This is a genomic window from Streptomyces sp. GMY02, from assembly GCF_019056675.1.
GTDB classification, from domain to species: Bacteria; Actinomycetota; Actinomycetes; order Streptomycetales; family Streptomycetaceae; genus Streptomyces; species Streptomyces odonnellii.
The window spans coordinates 4,219,038-4,236,272 of the sequence record NZ_CP077658.1 but is presented as its reverse complement, the minus strand read 5'-3'; the positions used below and the strand labels follow the sequence as shown (position 1 = coordinate 4,236,272).

The window sequence follows — 17,235 nt, the reverse complement described above, 5'->3', positions numbered from 1 at the left end:
AAGGACTCAAAGCCCATTGCGTCGCTTACCTGTGGAAGATTAGATTGAGCCCATGACAGAGGCGCCCGCGGCACCCAGAACCCTCCGGCGACGGCACGACCGCGAGATCGTCGCACTCGCCGTTCCCGCCTTCGGCGCCCTGGTCGCCGAGCCGCTCTTCGTCATGGTGGACAGCGCGATCGTGGGCCATCTCGGCACCCCCCAACTCGCCGGACTGAGCATCGCGGCAGCCCTGCTCACCTCCGCGGTGAGCATCTTCGTCTTCCTCGCCTACGCCACCACCGCGGCCGTCGCGCGCCGCGTCGGCGCGGGCGATCTCCCGGGCGCCATCCGCCAGGGCATGGACGGCATCTGGCTCGCGCTCCTCCTCGGCGCCGCCGTTGTCGCCGTCACCCTCCCCACCGCGCCCGCGCTCATCGGACTCTTCGGAGCGTCCGACACCGCGGCCCCTTACGCCATCACCTATCTGCGGATCTCCAGCCTGGGCATCCCCGCCATGCTGGTCGTACTCGCCGCGACCGGCGTACTGCGCGGGCTCCAGGACACCCGTACCCCGCTCTATGTCGCCATCGGCGGCTTCGGCGCCAACGCCGCACTCAACGCCGGTCTGGTCTACGGCGCCGGTCTCGGTATCGCGGGCTCCGCCTGGGGCACGGTCATCGCCCAGTGGGCCATGGCCGCCGTCTATCTGGTCGTCGTGGTGCGGGGAGCGCGCCGGCATGGCGCGTCGCTGCGCCCCGACCCCGCCGGGATACGGGCCGGCGCGCATGCCGGTGTCCCGCTGCTCGTCCGTACGCTCTCCCTGCGCGCGGTCCTGATGATCGCCACGGCGGTCGCCGCACGCCTGGGCGACGCGGATGTGGCCGCCCACCAGATCATCCTGTCCCTGTGGAGCCTGATGGCCTTCGCGCTCGACGCGATAGCCATAGCAGGGCAGGCGATCATCGGCCGCTATCTCGGGGCCGGAGACACCGAGAGCGCCCGGGCCGCCTGCCGTCGCATGGTGCAGTGGGGGATCGTGTCCGGGGTGCTGCTCGGCGCCCTCGTCGTGCTGGCGCGTCCGCTGTTCATTCCGCTCTTCACCGGCGATCAGGAGGTACGGGACACCCTGCTGCCCGCCCTGCTGGTGGTGGCCGTCTCCCAGCCGGTCGCCGGCATCGTCTTCATACTGGACGGCGTCCTGATGGGCGCCGGGGACGGCCCGTACCTCGCCGGAGCCATGCTCGTGACCCTGGCGGTCTTCGCACCCGTCGCACTGCTCGTCCCCGTCCTCGGGGGCGGGCTGACGGCCCTCTGGTGGGCGATGGGGCTGATGATGACGGTCCGTATGGTGACCCTCTGGCTGCGCACCCGCTCCGGCCGCTGGCTGGTCACCGGCGCGACTCGCTGATACGGAACGTCTCACTGCTTCTGCGGGCTGCGGCTGTGCAGGGGCAGAACGGCAAACGTGAGCAGAGTGGCGAGTCCGAGCAGCACGACCGCCACGGGCACGGGCTGCCTGGCGCGCCAGAGCTGAACCGGCAGCCCGATCCAGGGCACGCGCAACCGCGCTACGCCTTGGAGTGCCGCGGGCCGTACGGGAGTCGAGTCCGGTGCGGAGTTGGCGTCGCCTTTGGTGATCAGGGACTTGTTGGGAAGTACGTGGTAGACCCGATGGGTGAGCAGACGGTTCGGTCGGGTGGGGTCCTCGGTCAGCACGATGTGGCCCACCTCCGGTGTGCGGTCGCGCGGTGGTGGCTGATAGAGAACGACATCGCCCGGCGCAAGAGCGGGACGCATGGAGCCGGACTGCACCACGCCCGCTGTCCAGCCCAGCACCGCCACGGGCAATTGCGCCCACACCAGCAGTCCGGCCATCGAGCCGAGCACGGTACGTGAGACGACCGAGGCGACCACGCGCATCGGGTGCGGGGCGCCGCCCTCTGCCGTGGGCCGGCGGAGCACGCCGATGGCCAGGTCACTCGGGAGAGTCACTCGTGATCCCGCGCTTCCCACGTGAAGGTCACCTCGTTGGTGTCCTCGGTCTGCGCGGTGTCGGGTGCGCTGGGGCTGAACTGCCACGCGAAGCGGAAGGTCAGCGAGTTGGGAGGCTTACCGGGCAGGGTCCAGGGACCCAGGCCGGTACGGAAGTCGGTGTTCAAGGCAACGAGGGTGTCCAGGGTGCCGTCGAACGCAGACCTGTGCGGAGTGAAGCCCTTGCAGTTTCCGGAGCTGCCGCCGCTGCCCACGTCGATTTTGAGGTTGATGAAGGACTGGAAGTTGCTGGGCCAGTCCTCTGCTTCGCTGTACAGCTTGAGCGCGGTGGGAAAGTCGGCGTTCGACTTGATCCTGATGCAGTTGGATCCCGTATCGCCGGGGTGCATGGCGTCGACGCGGAACATGGGCACCCTGCTGTCGTTGGCGAGACCCAGCGAGCTGGCGGTCCACCTGTTGCCGTTGCTGCTGCTGGTCCCACTCCAGTCGGCATTGGTGGCACCCCAGACCAGAGCACCGCTGAGCAGTAACCCGAGCGGAATGGGCACCACCTGTGCCACTACGGTCAGCCAGGGACGCGCCATCGCCCACTCCGTTCAATTCCGTCGCTTGTGCAGCATTTTGTCCCCTCTTGTCTCACCTGTGGCGGTGCCGCTCCGTGTCGCAACGCGGGTCTGATGGAGGTTCGATTCGCGGGTCGCACTGTCATGACATCGCGGCTGATGACCCCCAGCGACCGCTATCGGCCGAACGATGTAACGCAGTCCATGCCGACCGACATCGACGTGCATCCGTTCGACCATCAGACACGCGGCTGACGTGTTTCACGTGAAACATCGCCGGACTACGGCAGCGGGACCACAGCAAGAGGGCCGCACCCCTCGCGGGATGCGGCCCTCTCCATGCTCTGCCGAGCGCAGCGCTTACGCGGCGATAACCTCGATGCCGAGCTTCGCGGCAACCTCGGGGTGCAGACGTACGGACACCTGGTGCGAGCCCAGGGTCTTGATCGGCGCGCCCAGCTCGATACGGCGCTTGTCGACCTCCGGACCACCCGCGGACTTGATCGCCGAAGCGAGGTCGGCCGGGGTGACGGAGCCAAAGAGACGGCCGGCGTCGCCGGAGCGAACGGCCAGACGCACCTTGACGGCTTCAAGGCGGGTCTTGATCTCGTTGGCCTGCTCGATGGTCGCGATCTCGTGGATCTTGCGGGCGCGGCGGATCTGCGCCACGTCCTTCTCGCCGCCCTTGGTCCAGCGGATCGCGAAACCGCGCGGGACCAGGTAGTTGCGAGCGTAGCCGTCCTTGACGTCGACGACGTCGCCGGCGGCACCGAGGCCGGAGACCTCGTGGGTGAGGATGATCTTCATCAGTCGGTCACCCTTCCCTTATCGCGCGGTGGACGTGTAGGGCAGCAGCGCCATCTCACGGCTGTTCTTGACGGCCGTGGCGACATCACGCTGGTGCTGCGTGCAGTTGCCGGTGACGCGGCGGGCACGGATCTTGCCGCGGTCGGAAATGAACTTCCGCAGCATGTTCGTGTCCTTGTAGTCCACGTACTGGGTCTTGTCCTTGCAGAACGCGCAGACCTTCTTCTTAGGCTTGCGCACAGGCGGCTTCGCCATGGTGTTTCTCCTGTGTGATCAAGAAGTGGGGGTACGGGCCCGCCCTAGAAGGGGGGCTCGTCCGAGTAGCCACCGCCGGAGCTTCCGCCCCAGCCGCCTCCATTGCCCCCGCCGCCCTGCGACTGCTGGCCGCCGGCCGGCGCACTGGTCGCCCACGGGTCGTCGGCGGGAGCACCGCCGCCGCCCTGCTGACCGCCGCCACCGGGGCCGCCGCCCCAGTTGCCGCCGCCCTGGCCGCCGCCGTAGCCACCCTGGCCACCGCGGCCGGTGGTCTTGGTGACCTTGGCCGTGGCGTTCTTGAGGCTGGGGCCGACTTCCTCGACATCCAGCTCGTAGACCGTGCGCTTGACGCCCTCGCGGTCCTCGTACGACCGCTGCTTCAGCCGGCCCTGCACGACGACGCGCATGCCTCGCTGGAGCGACTCGGCGACGTTCTCCGCCGCCTGGCGCCAGACCGAGCAGGTCAGGAACAGGCTCTCGCCGTCCTTCCACTCATTGGTCTGCCGGTCGAAGGTACGAGGAGTGGACGCGACGCGGAATTTCGCGACCGCCGCACCGGACGGGGTGAAGCGCAGCTCGGGGTCGTCGACGAGATTGCCGACGACCGTGATGACGGTCTCGCCTGCCATGGGTGAACCTCTCGGCGGGGATTGCTTCTGGCTGCTGTGCTACTCGAAGAACTACTCGGAGCCATTCGGCCCCGATGACCGCTGAGCCGGATGCTCAGTGGGTCTCGGGACGGAGGACCTTGGTCCGGAGGACCGACTCGTTCAGATTCATCTGCCGGTCGAGCTCCTTGACGACGGCCGGCTCGGCCTGGAGGTCGATGACCGAGTAGATGCCCTCGGGCTTCTTCTTGATCTCGTAGGAGAGACGGCGACGGCCCCAGGTGTCGACCTTCTCGACCTTTCCATTGCCCTCACGGACGACGGAGAGGAAGTTCTCGATCAGCGGGGAGACAGCGCGCTCCTCGAGATCGGGGTCGAGGATGACCATCACTTCGTAGTGACGCATGTGGAACCCACCTCCTTTGGACTCAGCGGCCACGGTCGTTCCGTGGCAGGAGGGTCGTGATGCGTTCGCAACGGTATCGGCCGCCTCTGACAAGCTCGGCGGTACGAGGGGTACACGCCAGGGCAGACACCGGTGCAGAACGTACAGACTACCCGCACCCCGCCTTCCGCTTGAAATCCGGCCGCCGGCGGACGCAATCTGTACACATCGGGTGTGTGCGACGCTACGATGCGCCGCCTTCCGGCTATGGCCAGGAGGTGCCACATGGCACAGGCAATGCGACCGAACTCCGCCACCTCTCTCTTCTCCACGGACGGCAAGCGTCATCCCCGCCAGGACATCCTGATGGGCGTGACGCTGACGCTGGGACTGCTCGCCTTCTTCTCCGCCTTCTTCTACAACCTGCATCTGCTCAGCTCATGGGCCGGACTGATCGGGATCCTCACAGGCGCGTACGGGCAGTTTGTCTCCGTGACCACACGTGAACGCTTTCTGACCATCATCGGTCTGGGCGCCTCGGCGGTCGGCTTCTTCCTCGGAATGGCGCACGGCGGACTCTTCGGCGGAGTGATCGGCTGAGGTCCACTGTCCACAGGGCCAGACGGGGTGCTCCATCGGCGCAGTAGGCTTCGGCGCGAGAGCCGGAGCCCCTGTATCCATGGGGACACACCTGCCGAGGAGCGCCCCGCATGAGCCTTACCCTGAGGACCATCAGCCGAGAGCAGCATCTGGCGTACATCCAGAGCCTGCCCGCGGCGAGTCACTGCCAGGTCCCGGCATGGGCTGACGTCAAGACGGAGTGGCGCTCCGAGAATCTGGGCTGGTTCGACAAGAACGACCAGCTCGTCGGGGCCGGCCTGGTCCTCTACCGTCAGCTCCCCAAGATCAAGCGGTACTTGGCGTATCTGCCCGAGGGCCCGGTGATCAACTGGTACGCCCCCAACCTCGACGAGTGGCTCCAGCCGATGCTGGCGCACCTCAAGCAGCAGGGCGCCTTCTCCGTGAAGATGGGGCCGCCGGTCGTCATCCGCCGCTGGGACGCGAACGCCATCAAGTCCGGTATCCAGGACCCGGACGTCAAGCGGCTGCGCGATGTCGAGGCCACGCACATCGAGCCGCGCGCCTTCGAAGTGTCCGACCGGCTGCGCAAGATGGGCTGGCAGCAGGGCGAGGACGGCGGCGCCGGCTTCGGTGACGTACAGCCGCGCTATGTCTTCCAGGTGCCCCTCGCCAACCGCTCGCTGGACGATGTCCTCAAGGGCTTCAACCAGCTCTGGCGCCGCAACATCAAGAAGGCCGAGAAGGCCGGCGTCGATGTCGTCCAGGGCGGCTACGACGATCTCGCCGAGTGGCAGCGCCTGTACGAGGTCACCGCGGTGCGCGACCACTTCCGCCCGCGCCCGCTCTCGTACTTCCAGCGCATGTGGTCCGTCCTGAACGCCGAGGACCCCAACCGTATGCGCCTCTACTTCGCCCGTCACGAGGGCGAGAACGTCGCGGCGGCGACGATGCTGATCGTCGGCGGCCATGTCTGGTACTCGTACGGCGCGTCCGCCAACCACAAGCGCGAGGTCAGGCCCTCGAACGCGATGCAGTGGCGGATGCTGCGCGACGCCTACGCCATGGGTGCCACCGTCTACGACCTGCGCGGCATCTCCGACTCGCTCGACGAGACCGACCATCTCTTCGGTCTGATCCAGTTCAAGGTGGGCACGGGCGGCGAGGCCGTGGAGTACGTGGGCGAGTGGGACTTCCCGCTCAACAAACTGCTCCACAAGGCGCTCGACATCTACATGTCGCGCCGTTGACCGGCAGCACGGCATGCCGTTAACCGCGATGATGGGCCCCGGACACGTCCGCGAGGCACCCAGAGTCCCCTATATCCCCCATATTCTTCATTCTTCATACCGCAGCCAAGAGAAAGGTTCCGGACCGGCATGGCGCTCTCCCTCTACGTCGACACCGCGCGCTGGCGGGCGCACCAGAAGTCGGTCATCGAGCAGTTCCCCGGGCTCGTCCCGGTCTGCAAGGGCAATGGCTACGGCTTCGGGCATGAGCGTCTCGCCGACGAGACGACCCGTTTCGGCTCCGACACGCTCGCGGTCGGCACGATCTACGAGGCGGCCCGGATCAAGGACTGGTTCAGCGGTGACCTGCTCGTACTGACCCCGTTCAGGCGCGGCGAGGAGCCGGTGCCGCTGCCCGACCGGGTCATCCGCTCCGTCTCGTCCGTCGACGGGGTGTTCGCGCTGGTGGGCGCCCGTGTCGTCATCGAGTGCATGTCCTCCATGAAGCGCCATGGCGTCAAGGAGGAGGAGCTGGGCCAGTTGCACGCGGCCATCGAGGACGTACGGCTGGAGGGCTTCGCCCTGCACCTCCCGCTCGACCGTACGGACGGTTCCGACGCGGTCGAGGAGGTCATCGGCTGGATGGACCGGCTGCGGGCGGCGCGGCTCCCGCTGCACACCATGTTCGTCAGCCATCTCCGCTCCAGCGAGCTGGCGCGGTTGCAGCAGCAGTTCCCGCAGACCCGTTTCCGCGCCCGTATCGGCACGCGGCTCTGGCTCGGCGACCACGAGGCCACCGAGTACCGCGGCTCCGTCCTGGATGTCACCAGGGTCGTCAAGGGGGACCGGTTCGGCTACCGCCAGCAGAAGGTGGCCTCCGACGGCTGGCTGGTGGTCGTCGCGGGCGGTACGTCCCATGGCGTCGGTCTGGAGGCTCCCAAGGCCCTGCACGGCGTGATGCCGCGCGCCAAGGGCGTCGCCCGGGCCGGGCTGGCCACGGTCAACCGCAATCTGTCGCCGTTCGTCTGGGACGGCAAGCAGCGCTGGTTCGCGGAGCCGCCGCACATGCAGGTGTCGATCCTGTTCGTACCGTCGGACGCCGGCGAGCCCAAGGTCGGCGATGAACTGGTGGCCCATCTGCGCCACACGACGACGCAGTTCGACCGCCTGGTCGACCGCTGAGACTGCTGGGACCGCCCAGACCGCTCAGAGACTGCTTGGAGGGCGCTCAAAGACCGCTCGGGCCGCCGCGGCGGCCCCCGCCGGGCTCCTCCAAACCGTCCGCTCACGCCTCGGAGCGCCCTCAAAAAGCGCTCTGAGCGCCTGAGAGCAGCCTCGGAGGCCCCGGAACCCCCGAGGCCCCGGCAAACCGCTCAGCCGGCCTCGGGCGGGCGCGTTCCCCACTCGACGCGTGGCGCCTCCGCCGCCTGGACCTGGTACTCCGGCAGGCGGTACGACTGTCCGAGTACGAACCTGTCCTCCGCGCCGTCCAGCACCCCGCCCGAGGGGTCGTCCGTACCGTCCGTCCGTACGCCGTCCCGCTCGGGCAGCAGGGCGTCCCGTACGACCATCGCGCACAGATACAGCGTCCCGGCCAGGTGCACGGCGATCGCGAGCTGGTAGCCCTCCGTGGGCAGGCCCTTGTGGGCGTCGCCGCTGGTCGTGTACGCGAGGTACATCCAGATGCCCAGGAAGTACATGACCTCGCAGGCCTGCCAGATCAGGAAATCGCGCCAGCGCGGCCGGGCCAGCGCCGCCAGCGGGACCAGCCACAGGACGTACTGCGGCGAGTAGACCTTGTTGGTCAGGATGAACGCGGCCACGACCAGGAAGGCGAGCTGCGCGAACCGCGGCCTGCGCGGAGCCATCAGGGCCAGCGCGCCGATCCCCGCGCACGCCAGCACCATCAGCACCGTCGCATAGGTGTTGACTGTGCCGACCTCCAGGGACTTGCCCGTGCGCTGGGTGATGATCAGCCAGAACGAGCCGAAGTCGACCTGCCGCTCCTGGCTGAAGGTGTAGAACTTCTTCCACCCCTCGGGCGCGAGCACCATCACCGGCAGATTCACCACCAGCCACGCGCCCGCCGTACCCAGGAGGGCCGTCCCGAACTCCCGGAACCTCCCGGCCCGCCAGCACAGCACGAACAGCGGTCCCAGCAGCAGTACGGGATAGAGCTTGGCGGCGGTCGCGAGCCCGATGAGGATGCCGAAGGCCAGGTTCCGGCCGCGCGACCACATCAGCATCGCCGCGGCGGTCAGCGCCACCGCCAGCAGATCCCAGTTGATGGTGGCGGTCAGCGCGAAGGCGGGCGCGAGGGCGACCAGCAGGGCGTCCCAGGGGCGGCGCCGGTGGGTACGCGCGACACAGACCGCGATGACCACGGCGCAGATCATCAGCATCCCCGCGTTGACCATCCAGTACATCTGCTCGCGGTACTGGATGGAGCCGCCCGGGGTGAGCCAGGAGGCGACCTCCATGAAGAGGCCGGTGAGTACGGGGTACTCCAGGTACTGCATGTCGCCGTTCAGCCGGTCGAAGTACGGCACGAGGTTGTCGGCGAAGCCGCGCCCCAGGAAAAGGTGCGGAATGTCCGAATAGCAGGCGTGGGTGTACTGGGAGCTGGCGCCCCGGAACCACGCCCAGTCGTAACAGGGCATCTTCTGCACCATGCCCAGCGCGAACATGCCGATCGCGACCAGCGCGACCACGCGTACGGGCGTGAGCCGGCTGCTGCCGAGCCAGGCCCAGCGCCCGATCGGGCCGCCGATCAGCTCGCTGCCGGCCGCGGCGATCTCGTCCCGCCGGGTGGGGGCCACGACCGGCGGGTCCTGGTGCACGGTTGTCTCTTCTGCGCTCGGCATGGCGCCCATCCTGCCGTACGCGCCCATGAACGCGGCGAGGGCCGCCGCACCGTACGTACAGAGGTCTGTACGTGACCGGTGCGACGGCCCTCGTGTCTGCCGTCAATCAGCGTTTGACGGGGCGGACGGTCCTACCCTCCGGTGCCCCCGAAGAAGCCGCCGTCGGAGCCGCCGTTCTGGCCGCCGCTTTGATCGGTGCCGGTCGCCGACGGGGAGTCGGTGACTCCGCCACCACTACCGCCTCCGTTGTTACCGCCCTGGTTGCCGCCTCCGTTGTTACCGCCACCCTGGTTGCCCCCACCGTTGTCGCCGCAGCCGAAGAGCTCCGTGCAACTGTCGCTCGGCGTGGGCGGCTCCTCCTTGGACGGGGTCTCCGAAGGAGTCTCGGACGGGGTCTCCGAAGGAGTCTCGGAGGGCGTCTCGCTCGGCGTCGGGGTCGGGCTCTCGGCGCCGCCGCCCCACCAGGCCTGGCCGATGGGCTCGGGCTTGGGGAACTTCTCGACCGGCTGGCCCTTCAGCGCCTCCGTCATGTAGTCGCGCCAGATCTCGGACGGGAACGACGCACCGTGGATCTCCTCCTGGTCACCGGTGCCGAACATCTCAAGGAACTTGCGGTCCTTGTTGTTCGCGTCGTCGTCCAGCCGGTACATGTCGATGGCGGTCGAGAGCTGCGGGGTGTAGCCCACGAACCAGGCCGACTTGTTGCCGTCGGTGGTACCGGTCTTGCCCGCCACCTCACGCCCTTCGAGCTGGGCGTTCGTACCGGTGCCCTTCTCCACCACGGTCTTCAGGACGTCCGTGACATTGTCCGCGACCGCGGCCGGGAACGCCCTTTCCGTCTTCGTCTCGTGCTTGAAGACGGACTTGCCGTTCTTCATCACCTCGGTGACCGAGTACGGGTCGCGCTGCTTGCCGCTGGACGCGAACGTCGCGTACGAGCCCGCCATCCGGATGGCACTGGGGTCGGAGATACCGATCGAGAACGACGGCACGTCGGACTTGCTCAGGGAACTGTCCAGCAGGCCGGCCCGGATCGCGTAGTCCCGCACCACCGGGATGCCCACGTCCATGCCGAGCTGGACGAAGGGGGAGTTGGCGGATTCACGCATCGCTTCGCGCAGATCGATGTCGCCGTACGACTCGTCGCCGTCGTTCCGCTGGAGCCACTCCTTGTCCTCTTCGTTGGTCCAGATCGACCCGTCGTAGTTCTTGATCTTCAGCTTGTTGTCGCCGTTGTACTTCGTCTTGTCCGGCGAGACCTGGGTACGCTCGCCCGTGCTCTGGTCCGACGGCCCGTTGGGGTCGCGCACGCCCTTGTCCATCGCCGCGGCCAGCACGAACGGCTTGAAGGTCGATCCGACCTGCGCACCCGTCTGGTCGGCGTTGTTGGTGAAGTGCTTGGTGGCGTCCGCGCCGCCGTAGATGGCGACGATCTTCCCGGTCGCGGGCTCGACGGAGGCGCCGCCGAACTGGACGTGCGTATCGGTATCCGGGCGCTTCTTGGGATCGATATTGGCGTCGTAGACCGTCTCGACCGCTTTCCTGAGCTGCTCGACCTTCTTCTTGTTGAAGGTCGTGTGGATCTCATAGCCGCCGGTGGTGAGCATGTCGGCCGTGATGCCCTGGTCGTTGTTGTTCACGAAGTACGCCTTGGCGAGGTCGACCAGATAGCCGATCTGCCCGCCGAGCTGCGCGTTCTTCTTCGGCGGATCCGGCATCGGGAACTCGGTGTACTTGGCGCGCTCGGCGGCGTCGAGGCGGTTGTCCTTGACCATCTCGTCGAGAATCCAGGCCCAGCGGTCCGTGGCCCGCTTGGTATTGGCCGCGGGGGTGGCAATCGAGTTGATCTCGGTGGCTCCGGCGGGGTCGTACAGCGTCGCGCCCTTGAGGAGCGCGGCCAGGAAGGCGCACTCGCTCGGGTTCAGCTTCGAGGCGTCCTTGCCGTAGTACGTACGGGCCGCCGCCTGGATGCCATAGGCGCCTCGACCGTAGTACGAGGTGTTGAGATAGCCCGCCAGAATGGCGGGCTTCTCCATGTCCGTGCCGACCTTCATGGAGATGAACATCTCCTTGAACTTACGGCTGAGGGTCTGGCTCTGGTCACCGAGGCGGGCGTTCTTGACGTACTGCTGGGTGATGGTCGAGCCACCCTGCGTGTCACCGCCCTTGGCCATGTTGAACAGCGCCCGGCCGATGCCCATGAAGTCGACGCCGGGGTCCTCGTAGAAGGACTTGTTCTCCGCGGAGATCACCGCGTACTGCATCGCCTTCGGGATGCTCTCGATCCCGACGATCTGCCGGTTGACCTCACCACCGGTGGCGACCATCTGGGTGCCGTCGTCCCAGTAGTAGACATTGTTCTCGGCCTGCGACGCCTGGCTGTCCTTGGGCACCGAGACCACGGCGTACGCGATCGTGCCCGCGGCGAGGATCGAGCCGAGGAAGCCGATCGACAGAGCGGTGGTCTGTCTCCACGACGGCACCCAGCGCCGCCAGCCGTACTTGCCGTACCGCGGATAGTCGATCAGCCGCTTCTTGCCGGGGCCCGCGCTCCGGCCGCGGCCGGGTCCGGGTCCGGGTCCTTCGGGGCCGCCCCCTCCGCGCCGACGGCCGCCCCGCTGGGCGGCGCGCCTGGCAGCGGCGCGCCCTCCGTAAGGGGCCTCCTCGTCGTAGGCATCAGAGTGCGAGACCGAAGCGGTCCCGTGGGAAGGGGCAGCGCGGCGGCCTGAGGGCTGCTGGGCCGCGCGCCTGGCCGCGGCACGTCCGCCACCTTGCGGCTGCGGCTGTTTGCGACGGTGCTCACTCATCGAACGACTACTCCTCGGGCAGGCGCGGACGCCTGGAAGCGGCAGTTGAGTTCCGGTCCCCCCGAAATGAATACGGACCATCCCGGCATGGGGCTCATCCGGCAGACAGCCGGTAACCCGACAGTCTTGACGCTCAGTCGCGTCACTCGGTTCCCGGTGGTCTCCATGCCGCACAGACTACGCACGGCCAAAACCTTCCGAGTACTGAAGTTCATCTCAAATCAGGCAAGTTGCTTCCTGAGAATTGTCAATGTGATGCCGTTCACGATGGCCCCGCTTGTCCCTTCAGCATCCCCGTTCTATCGTCGGGATGTATCGAGTCGATACATCAGAACGAAATAAGGTTCCCGGACAGTGGAGGAGGCGCAGGGTGAGCCGACGCTCGGGCATCCTCGAGTTCGCTGTCCTCGGTCTGCTCCGCGAGTCCCCCATGCACGGTTATGAGCTGCGGAAACGGCTCAACACCTCGCTGGGGATCTTCCGGGCCTTCAGCTACGGAACGCTCTACCCCTGCCTCAAGACGCTGGTCGCCAACGGCTGGTTGATCGAGGAGCCCGGGAGCGCTCTGGAGGACGCGCTCGCCGCCTCGCTCGCAGGGCGGCGGGCCAAGATCGTCTACCGGCTGACGGCGGAAGGTAAGGAGCACTTCGAGGAGCTCCTGTCGCACACCGGTCCCGACGCCTGGGAGGACGAGCACTTCGCTGCCCGGTTCGCCTTCTTCGGGCAGACGGAGCGCGAGGTGCGGATGCGGGTGCTGGAGGGCCGGCGCAGCCGGCTGGAGGAGCGTCTGGAGAAGATGCGCGCCTCTCTGGCCCGTACGCGCGAGCGCCTCGACGACTACACGCTTGAGCTGCAGCGCCACGGAATGGAGTCCGTGGAGCGCGAAGTGCGCTGGCTGAACGAGCTCATCGAGAGCGAGCGGGCGGGACGGGACCAGCGACGGTCCGGTCCCGGGGTGCCCGCCGAGCAGGGAGACACATCGGGGGAAGCGGATGGCCTGCCCCGGCGCCGGGACGCTCCCGGGGGTACGCCCCCGGGACGTGCCGGACCGGATCCGTCCGCGGACACCACCAAGTGAGGTCCTGCATCTCCGCAGGGTCTCATCACGCACACTGATCACACAGGGAGCAACCGGAATGGGTTCGGTTCGCGTAGCCATCGTCGGCGTGGGGAACTGCGCCGCCTCGCTGGTGCAAGGCGTCGAGTACTACAAGGACGCCGACCCGGCGGGCAAGGTACCGGGTCTGATGCACGTCCAGTTCGGCGAGTACCACGTGCGGGACATCGAGTTCGTGGCCGCCTTCGACGTCGACGCGAAGAAGGTCGGTCTCGACCTCGCGAACGCCATCGGCGCCAGCGAGAACAACACCATCAAGATCTGCGATGTGCCGGCCACGGGCGTCACCGTCCAGCGCGGCCACACCCTCGACGGTCTGGGCAAGTACTACCGCCAGACGATCGAGGAGTCCCCCGAGGCGCCGGTGGACATCGTCCAGACCCTCAAGGACAGGCAGGTGGACGTCCTCGTCTGCTATCTGCCCGTGGGATCCGAGGCCGCCGCGAAGTACTACGCGCAGTGCGCCATCGACGCCAAGGTCGCCTTCGTCAACGCCCTTCCGGTCTTTATCGCCGGTACGAAGGAGTGGGCGGACAAGTTCACCGAGGCCGGGGTCCCGATCGTCGGCGACGACATCAAGTCCCAGGTCGGCGCCACCATCACACACCGCGTCATGGCGAAGCTCTTCGAGGACCGGGGCGTCGTCCTGGACCGTACGATGCAGCTCAACGTCGGCGGCAACATGGACTTCAAGAACATGCTGGAGCGCGAGCGCCTGGAGTCCAAGAAGATCTCCAAGACGCAGGCCGTCACCTCCCAGATCCCGGACCGCGATCTGGGCGCGGACAATGTCCACATCGGCCCGTCGGACTACGTCGCCTGGCTCGACGACCGCAAGTGGGCGTACGTCCGTCTGGAGGGCCGCGCCTTCGGTGATGTCCCGCTGAACCTGGAGTACAAGCTGGAGGTCTGGGACTCCCCGAACTCCGCGGGTGTCATCATCGACGCGGTGCGCGCCGCGAAGATCGCCAAGGACCGCGGCATCGGCGGCCCTGTCCTGTCGGCGTCCTCGTACTTCATGAAGTCCCCGCCCGTGCAGTACTTCGACGACGAGGCGCGGGAGAACGTCGAGAAGTTCATCAAGGGCGAGGTCGAGCGCTAGAGCCCGCTTCCTCCAGATGAGCCGTACGAGAAGGGTCTCCGGGCAGCCGTCCGGTGACCCTTCTCGTATGGTCCGCCGGTGCGTGTGTGACGCTGGCTCACATGCCTGTCGTACGTGATCTGCGCGTACTCCTGCGCCTCGGCCCCTTCCGCCGGCTGCTGTCGGTCCGTCTGCTGTCCCAGGCGGCCGACGGGGTCTTCCAGGTCGCGCTCGCCGCGTACGTCGTCTTCTCCCCCGAGAAGCAGACCTCGCCCGCCGCGATCGCGTCCGCCATGGCCGTACTGCTGCTGCCGTACTCGCTGCTCGGCCCGTTCGCCGGTGTGCTGCTCGACCGGTGGCAGCGCCGCCAGGTCTTTCTGTACGGCAATCTGCTGCGGGCCGTTCTGGCGAGCGCCACGGCGGTGCTGATCCTGGTGTCCGTACCCGACTGGCTCTTCTATGTCTCGGCGCTGTCGGTGACCGCCGTCAACCGGTTCGTCCTCGCCGGGCTCTCCGCCGCCCTGCCGCATGTCGTCGACGACGAGCGACTCGTCCTCGCGAACTCGATCTCCCCGACCGCAGGCACGCTCGCCGCGACCGCGGGCGGCGGTCTCGCCCTCGGCGTACGGCTGGCGATCTCGGACTCGGACGCCGCTGTGATGCTGCTGGGCGCCGCCCTCTATCTGACCGCGGCGCTCGCCTCGCTTCTGCTGGCACGTGAACTGCTCGGCCCCGACAAGGCACTCGTCCAGCCACGGCTCGGTGCCGCCCTGGCCTCCACCGCACGGGGGCTCGTGGGAGGACTCCGGCATCTGAGGGAACGGCGGAGGGCGGCCCGCGCACTGGTCGCCATGACGGTGATGCGCTTCTGCTACGGGGCGCTCACCGTGATGGTGCTGATGCTCTCCCGGTACGCCTGGACCGACCGGGAGTCCGAAGGGCTGGCGCTGCTCGGGCTCGCTCTCGGTGTCTCCGGGGCGGGATTCTTCGCCGCAGCGGTACTGACTCCCTGGGCGGCCGGCCGGCTCGGTCCGTTCGGATGGATGACGGTGTGCGCGGGGGCGGCGGCCATCCTTGAACCTGCCCTGGGACTGCCGTTCGCCCCCGTACCCATACTGATCGCCGCGTTCGTTCTCGGTCTGATCACTCAGGGCGCGAAGATCGCCACGGACACCGTGGTGCAGACGGCGGTGGACGATGCGTTCCGGGGCCGGATCTTCTCGCTCTATGACGTCCTCTTCAATGTCTCCTTCGTCGGCGCAGCGGCAGTCGCCGCGCTGATGCTTCCGCCGGATGGCCGGTCGGTTCCACTCGTGGTGACAGTCGCTGTTCTCTATGCCGCCGTCACCGTGGCGCTGATGCGCGGGAGGCGATGTTTCACGTGAAACATCGCCTCCGGAACGTCGCCTCACAGCAGAGCGGGCCGGGTCATGTTTCACGTGAAACATGACCCGGCCCGCTCTGTCATCGCGGCACTAGTTCTCGGCGGCCCACCACTCCTTGAGAGCGGCGACAGCCGCATCGTGCTCCATCGGCCCGTTCTCCAGCCGCAGCTCCAGCAGGAAGGAGTACGCCCTGCCGATCACCGGCCCGGGGCCCACGCTCAGGATCTCCATGATCTGGTTCCCGTCCAGATCGGGCCTGATGGCGTCCAGCTCCTCCTGCTCCTGAAGCTGCGCGATGCGCTCCTCCAGCCCGTCGTACGCACTGGAGAGCGCGGCCGCCTTCCGCTTATTACGGGTGGTGCAGTCCGAGCGGGTCAGCTTGTGGAGCCTGCTCAGCAGCGGCCCGGCGTCTCGTACATACCGGCGCACCGCGGAATCGGTCCACTCGCCGGTCCCATAGCCGTGGAAGCGCAGATGCAGCTCCACCAGCCGCGAGATGTCCTTCACCAGGTCGTTGGAGTACTTGAGCGCGGTCAGCCGCTTCTTGGTCATCTTCGCGCCCACCATCTCGTGGTGATGGAAGGAGACCCGGCCGTCCTTCTCGAAGCGCCGTGTTCTGGGCTTGCCGATGTCATGCAACAGAGCGGCCAGGCGCAGCACCAGATCCGGCCCGTCCTCCTCCAGATCGATGGCCTGCTCCAGCACCGTCAGCGAGTGCTCGTACACATCCTTGTGCCGGTGGTGCTCGTCGCTCTCCAGCCGCAGGGCCGGCAGCTCCGGCAGTACCCGGTCGGCGAGCCCGGTGTCGACGAGCAGCGCCAGCCCCTTGCGCGGGTACGCGGAGAGCACCAGCTTGTTCAGCTCGTCCCGCACCCGCTCGGCAGAGACGATCTCGATGCGGCCGGACATGGCCTTCATGGCCGCGACCACCTCCGGAGCGACCTCGAAGTCGAGCTGCGCGGCGAACCGCGCGGCCCGGAGCATCCGCAGCGGATCGTCGGAGAAGGACTCCTCGGGAGTGCTGGGCGTGCGCAGCACCCGGGCGGAGAGGTCCTCCAGCCCGCCATGAGGATCGATGAACTCCTTCTGCGGCAGCGCGACGGCCATCGCGTTCACCGTGAAGTCCCGGCGTACCAGGTCCTCCTCGATGGAGTCCCCGTACGACACCTCGGGTTTGCGCGATGTCCGGTCGTACGCTTCCGAGCGGTACGTCGTCACCTCGATCTGGAAGCGCTGAACGGTGTCCCCGGCACGGGCGTCCTTCTGGACCCCGACCGTGCCGAAGGCGATCCCGACCTCCCAGACCGCGTCCGCCCAGGGCCTGACGATCTTCAGAACGTCCTCGGGGCGGGCATCGGTGGTGAAGTCCAGGTCATTGCCGAGCCGGCCCAGCAGGGCGTCCCGGACCGAGCCGCCGACCAGAGCGAGGCCGAATCCGGCATCCTGGAACCGGCGCGCCAGTTCATCGGCGACGGGGGACACCCGCAGCAGTTCACTGACCGCGCGGCGCTGCACCTGGCTCAGTGCGCTGGGACTGACTTCATTGGCATTCGGCACAACAGAAAAGGGTACGTGCCGCAG

At 67.6% G+C, this 17,235-nt stretch carries 16 protein-coding genes; 7 read left to right on the top strand and 9 right to left on the bottom strand.

Annotated features, from left to right (window positions below; all coding sequences use genetic code 11):
• Positions 1–52: 52 nt before the first annotated feature.
• The gene (locus tag KQY30_RS17725; protein ID WP_217307669.1) at positions 53–1,390 is read left to right on the top strand and encodes an MATE family efflux transporter; all 1,338 of its coding nucleotides are present in this window, start codon (positions 53–55) and stop codon (positions 1,388–1,390) included.
• Between the two features lie 11 nt (positions 1,391–1,401).
• Here the strand turns inward: KQY30_RS17725 and KQY30_RS17720 are convergent, their stop codons facing one another.
• The 6 genes from KQY30_RS17720 to rpsF form a co-directional block, all read right to left on the bottom strand.
• Positions 1,402–1,974 carry a signal peptidase I gene (locus KQY30_RS17720; RefSeq protein WP_217307668.1) on the bottom strand — a complete coding sequence of 191 codons (573 nt, stop codon included), beginning with the start codon at positions 1,972–1,974 and terminating at the stop codon, positions 1,402–1,404.
• Positions 1,971–2,558 (bottom strand): hypothetical protein, encoded by a 588-nt coding sequence (locus tag KQY30_RS17715; protein ID WP_217307667.1) that lies wholly within the window; start codon positions 2,556–2,558, stop codon positions 1,971–1,973. Before KQY30_RS17715 ends, KQY30_RS17720 begins: the two co-directional genes overlap by 4 nt.
• Positions 2,559–2,897: 339 nt before the next feature.
• A complete protein-coding gene (rplI, locus tag KQY30_RS17710; protein WP_217307666.1) occupies positions 2,898–3,344 on the bottom strand; it encodes a 50S ribosomal protein L9 in 447 nt (148 codons plus the stop codon).
• An 18-nt stretch (positions 3,345–3,362) separates the two neighbouring features.
• Positions 3,363–3,599, bottom strand: coding sequence for a 30S ribosomal protein S18 (gene rpsR, locus KQY30_RS17705; protein ID WP_003967857.1), 237 nt, complete (start codon positions 3,597–3,599; stop codon positions 3,363–3,365).
• Positions 3,600–3,643: 44 nt separating this feature from the next.
• On the bottom strand, positions 3,644–4,228 hold the full coding sequence (locus tag KQY30_RS17700) for a single-stranded DNA-binding protein (protein WP_046494311.1): 585 nt from the start codon (positions 4,226–4,228) through the stop codon (positions 3,644–3,646).
• Positions 4,229–4,322: 94 nt separating this feature from the next.
• On the bottom strand, positions 4,323–4,613 hold the full coding sequence (gene rpsF / locus KQY30_RS17695) for a 30S ribosomal protein S6 (protein WP_006604399.1): 291 nt from the start codon (positions 4,611–4,613) through the stop codon (positions 4,323–4,325).
• A 264-nt stretch (positions 4,614–4,877) separates the two neighbouring features.
• Between rpsF and KQY30_RS17690 the strand changes: the two genes are divergently transcribed.
• The 3 genes from KQY30_RS17690 (at position 4,878) to KQY30_RS17680 (ending at position 7,582) form a co-directional block, all read left to right on the top strand.
• Positions 4,878–5,192: a hypothetical protein gene (locus tag KQY30_RS17690; protein ID WP_217307665.1), complete on the top strand. Its 315-nt coding sequence runs from the start codon at positions 4,878–4,880 to the stop codon at positions 5,190–5,192.
• A 110-nt stretch (positions 5,193–5,302) separates the two neighbouring features.
• Positions 5,303–6,421, top strand: a complete 1,119-nt coding sequence (locus KQY30_RS17685; protein ID WP_217307664.1) for a peptidoglycan bridge formation glycyltransferase FemA/FemB family protein — start codon at positions 5,303–5,305, stop codon at positions 6,419–6,421.
• A gap of 129 nt (positions 6,422–6,550) precedes the next feature.
• Complete coding sequence (locus KQY30_RS17680) at positions 6,551–7,582, top strand: alanine racemase (RefSeq protein ID WP_217307663.1); 1,032 nt, start codon at positions 6,551–6,553, stop codon at positions 7,580–7,582.
• Between the two features lie 191 nt (positions 7,583–7,773).
• Here KQY30_RS17680 and KQY30_RS17675 read toward each other — a convergent pair whose 3' ends face one another.
• Together KQY30_RS17675 and KQY30_RS17670 are read right to left on the bottom strand one after the other, a co-directional pair.
• Positions 7,774–9,264: a glycosyltransferase family 87 protein gene (locus KQY30_RS17675; protein ID WP_217307662.1), complete on the bottom strand. Its 1,491-nt coding sequence runs from the start codon at positions 9,262–9,264 to the stop codon at positions 7,774–7,776.
• A gap of 131 nt (positions 9,265–9,395) precedes the next feature.
• Positions 9,396–12,071: a transglycosylase domain-containing protein gene (locus KQY30_RS17670; protein WP_217307661.1), complete on the bottom strand. Its 2,676-nt coding sequence runs from the start codon at positions 12,069–12,071 to the stop codon at positions 9,396–9,398.
• 370 nt (positions 12,072–12,441) lie between these two features.
• Between KQY30_RS17670 and KQY30_RS17665 the strand changes: the two genes are divergently transcribed.
• The 3 genes from KQY30_RS17665 (at position 12,442) to KQY30_RS17655 (ending at position 15,654) form a co-directional block, all read left to right on the top strand.
• Complete coding sequence (locus KQY30_RS17665) at positions 12,442–13,149, top strand: PadR family transcriptional regulator (RefSeq protein ID WP_217307660.1); 708 nt, start codon at positions 12,442–12,444, stop codon at positions 13,147–13,149.
• A gap of 58 nt (positions 13,150–13,207) precedes the next feature.
• Positions 13,208–14,290 (top strand): inositol-3-phosphate synthase, encoded by a 1,083-nt coding sequence (locus KQY30_RS17660; RefSeq protein WP_217307659.1) that lies wholly within the window; start codon positions 13,208–13,210, stop codon positions 14,288–14,290.
• Positions 14,291–14,391: 101 nt separating this feature from the next.
• Entirely contained in the window at positions 14,392–15,654 is a 1,263-nt protein-coding gene (locus KQY30_RS17655) for an MFS transporter (protein ID WP_217307658.1), read from the top strand.
• A 90-nt stretch (positions 15,655–15,744) separates the two neighbouring features.
• Here KQY30_RS17655 and KQY30_RS17650 read toward each other — a convergent pair whose 3' ends face one another.
• Positions 15,745–17,211 (bottom strand): CCA tRNA nucleotidyltransferase, encoded by a 1,467-nt coding sequence (locus KQY30_RS17650; RefSeq protein ID WP_217307657.1) that lies wholly within the window; start codon positions 17,209–17,211, stop codon positions 15,745–15,747.
• Positions 17,212–17,235: the final 24 nt, after the last annotated feature.

Coding starts and splice junctions, on each gene's coding strand:
- KQY30_RS17725 (WP_217307669.1), top strand. CDS start 53: ATGACAGAGGCGCCCGCGGCACCCAGAACCCTCCGGCGACGGCACGAC.
- KQY30_RS17715 (WP_217307667.1), bottom strand. CDS start 2,558: ATGGCGCGTCCCTGGCTGACCGTAGTGGCACAGGTGGTGCCCATTCCG.
- rplI (WP_217307666.1), bottom strand. CDS start 3,344: ATGAAGATCATCCTCACCCACGAGGTCTCCGGCCTCGGTGCCGCCGGC.
- rpsR (WP_003967857.1), bottom strand. CDS start 3,599: ATGGCGAAGCCGCCTGTGCGCAAGCCTAAGAAGAAGGTCTGCGCGTTC.
- KQY30_RS17700 (WP_046494311.1), bottom strand. CDS start 4,228: ATGGCAGGCGAGACCGTCATCACGGTCGTCGGCAATCTCGTCGACGAC.
- rpsF (WP_006604399.1), bottom strand. CDS start 4,613: ATGCGTCACTACGAAGTGATGGTCATCCTCGACCCCGATCTCGAGGAG.
- KQY30_RS17690 (WP_217307665.1), top strand. CDS start 4,878: ATGGCACAGGCAATGCGACCGAACTCCGCCACCTCTCTCTTCTCCACG.
- KQY30_RS17685 (WP_217307664.1), top strand. CDS start 5,303: ATGAGCCTTACCCTGAGGACCATCAGCCGAGAGCAGCATCTGGCGTAC.
- KQY30_RS17680 (WP_217307663.1), top strand. CDS start 6,551: ATGGCGCTCTCCCTCTACGTCGACACCGCGCGCTGGCGGGCGCACCAG.
- KQY30_RS17675 (WP_217307662.1), bottom strand. CDS start 9,264: ATGCCGAGCGCAGAAGAGACAACCGTGCACCAGGACCCGCCGGTCGTG.
- KQY30_RS17670 (WP_217307661.1), bottom strand. CDS start 12,071: ATGAGTGAGCACCGTCGCAAACAGCCGCAGCCGCAAGGTGGCGGACGT.
- KQY30_RS17660 (WP_217307659.1), top strand. CDS start 13,208: ATGGGTTCGGTTCGCGTAGCCATCGTCGGCGTGGGGAACTGCGCCGCC.
- KQY30_RS17655 (WP_217307658.1), top strand. CDS start 14,392: ATGCCTGTCGTACGTGATCTGCGCGTACTCCTGCGCCTCGGCCCCTTC.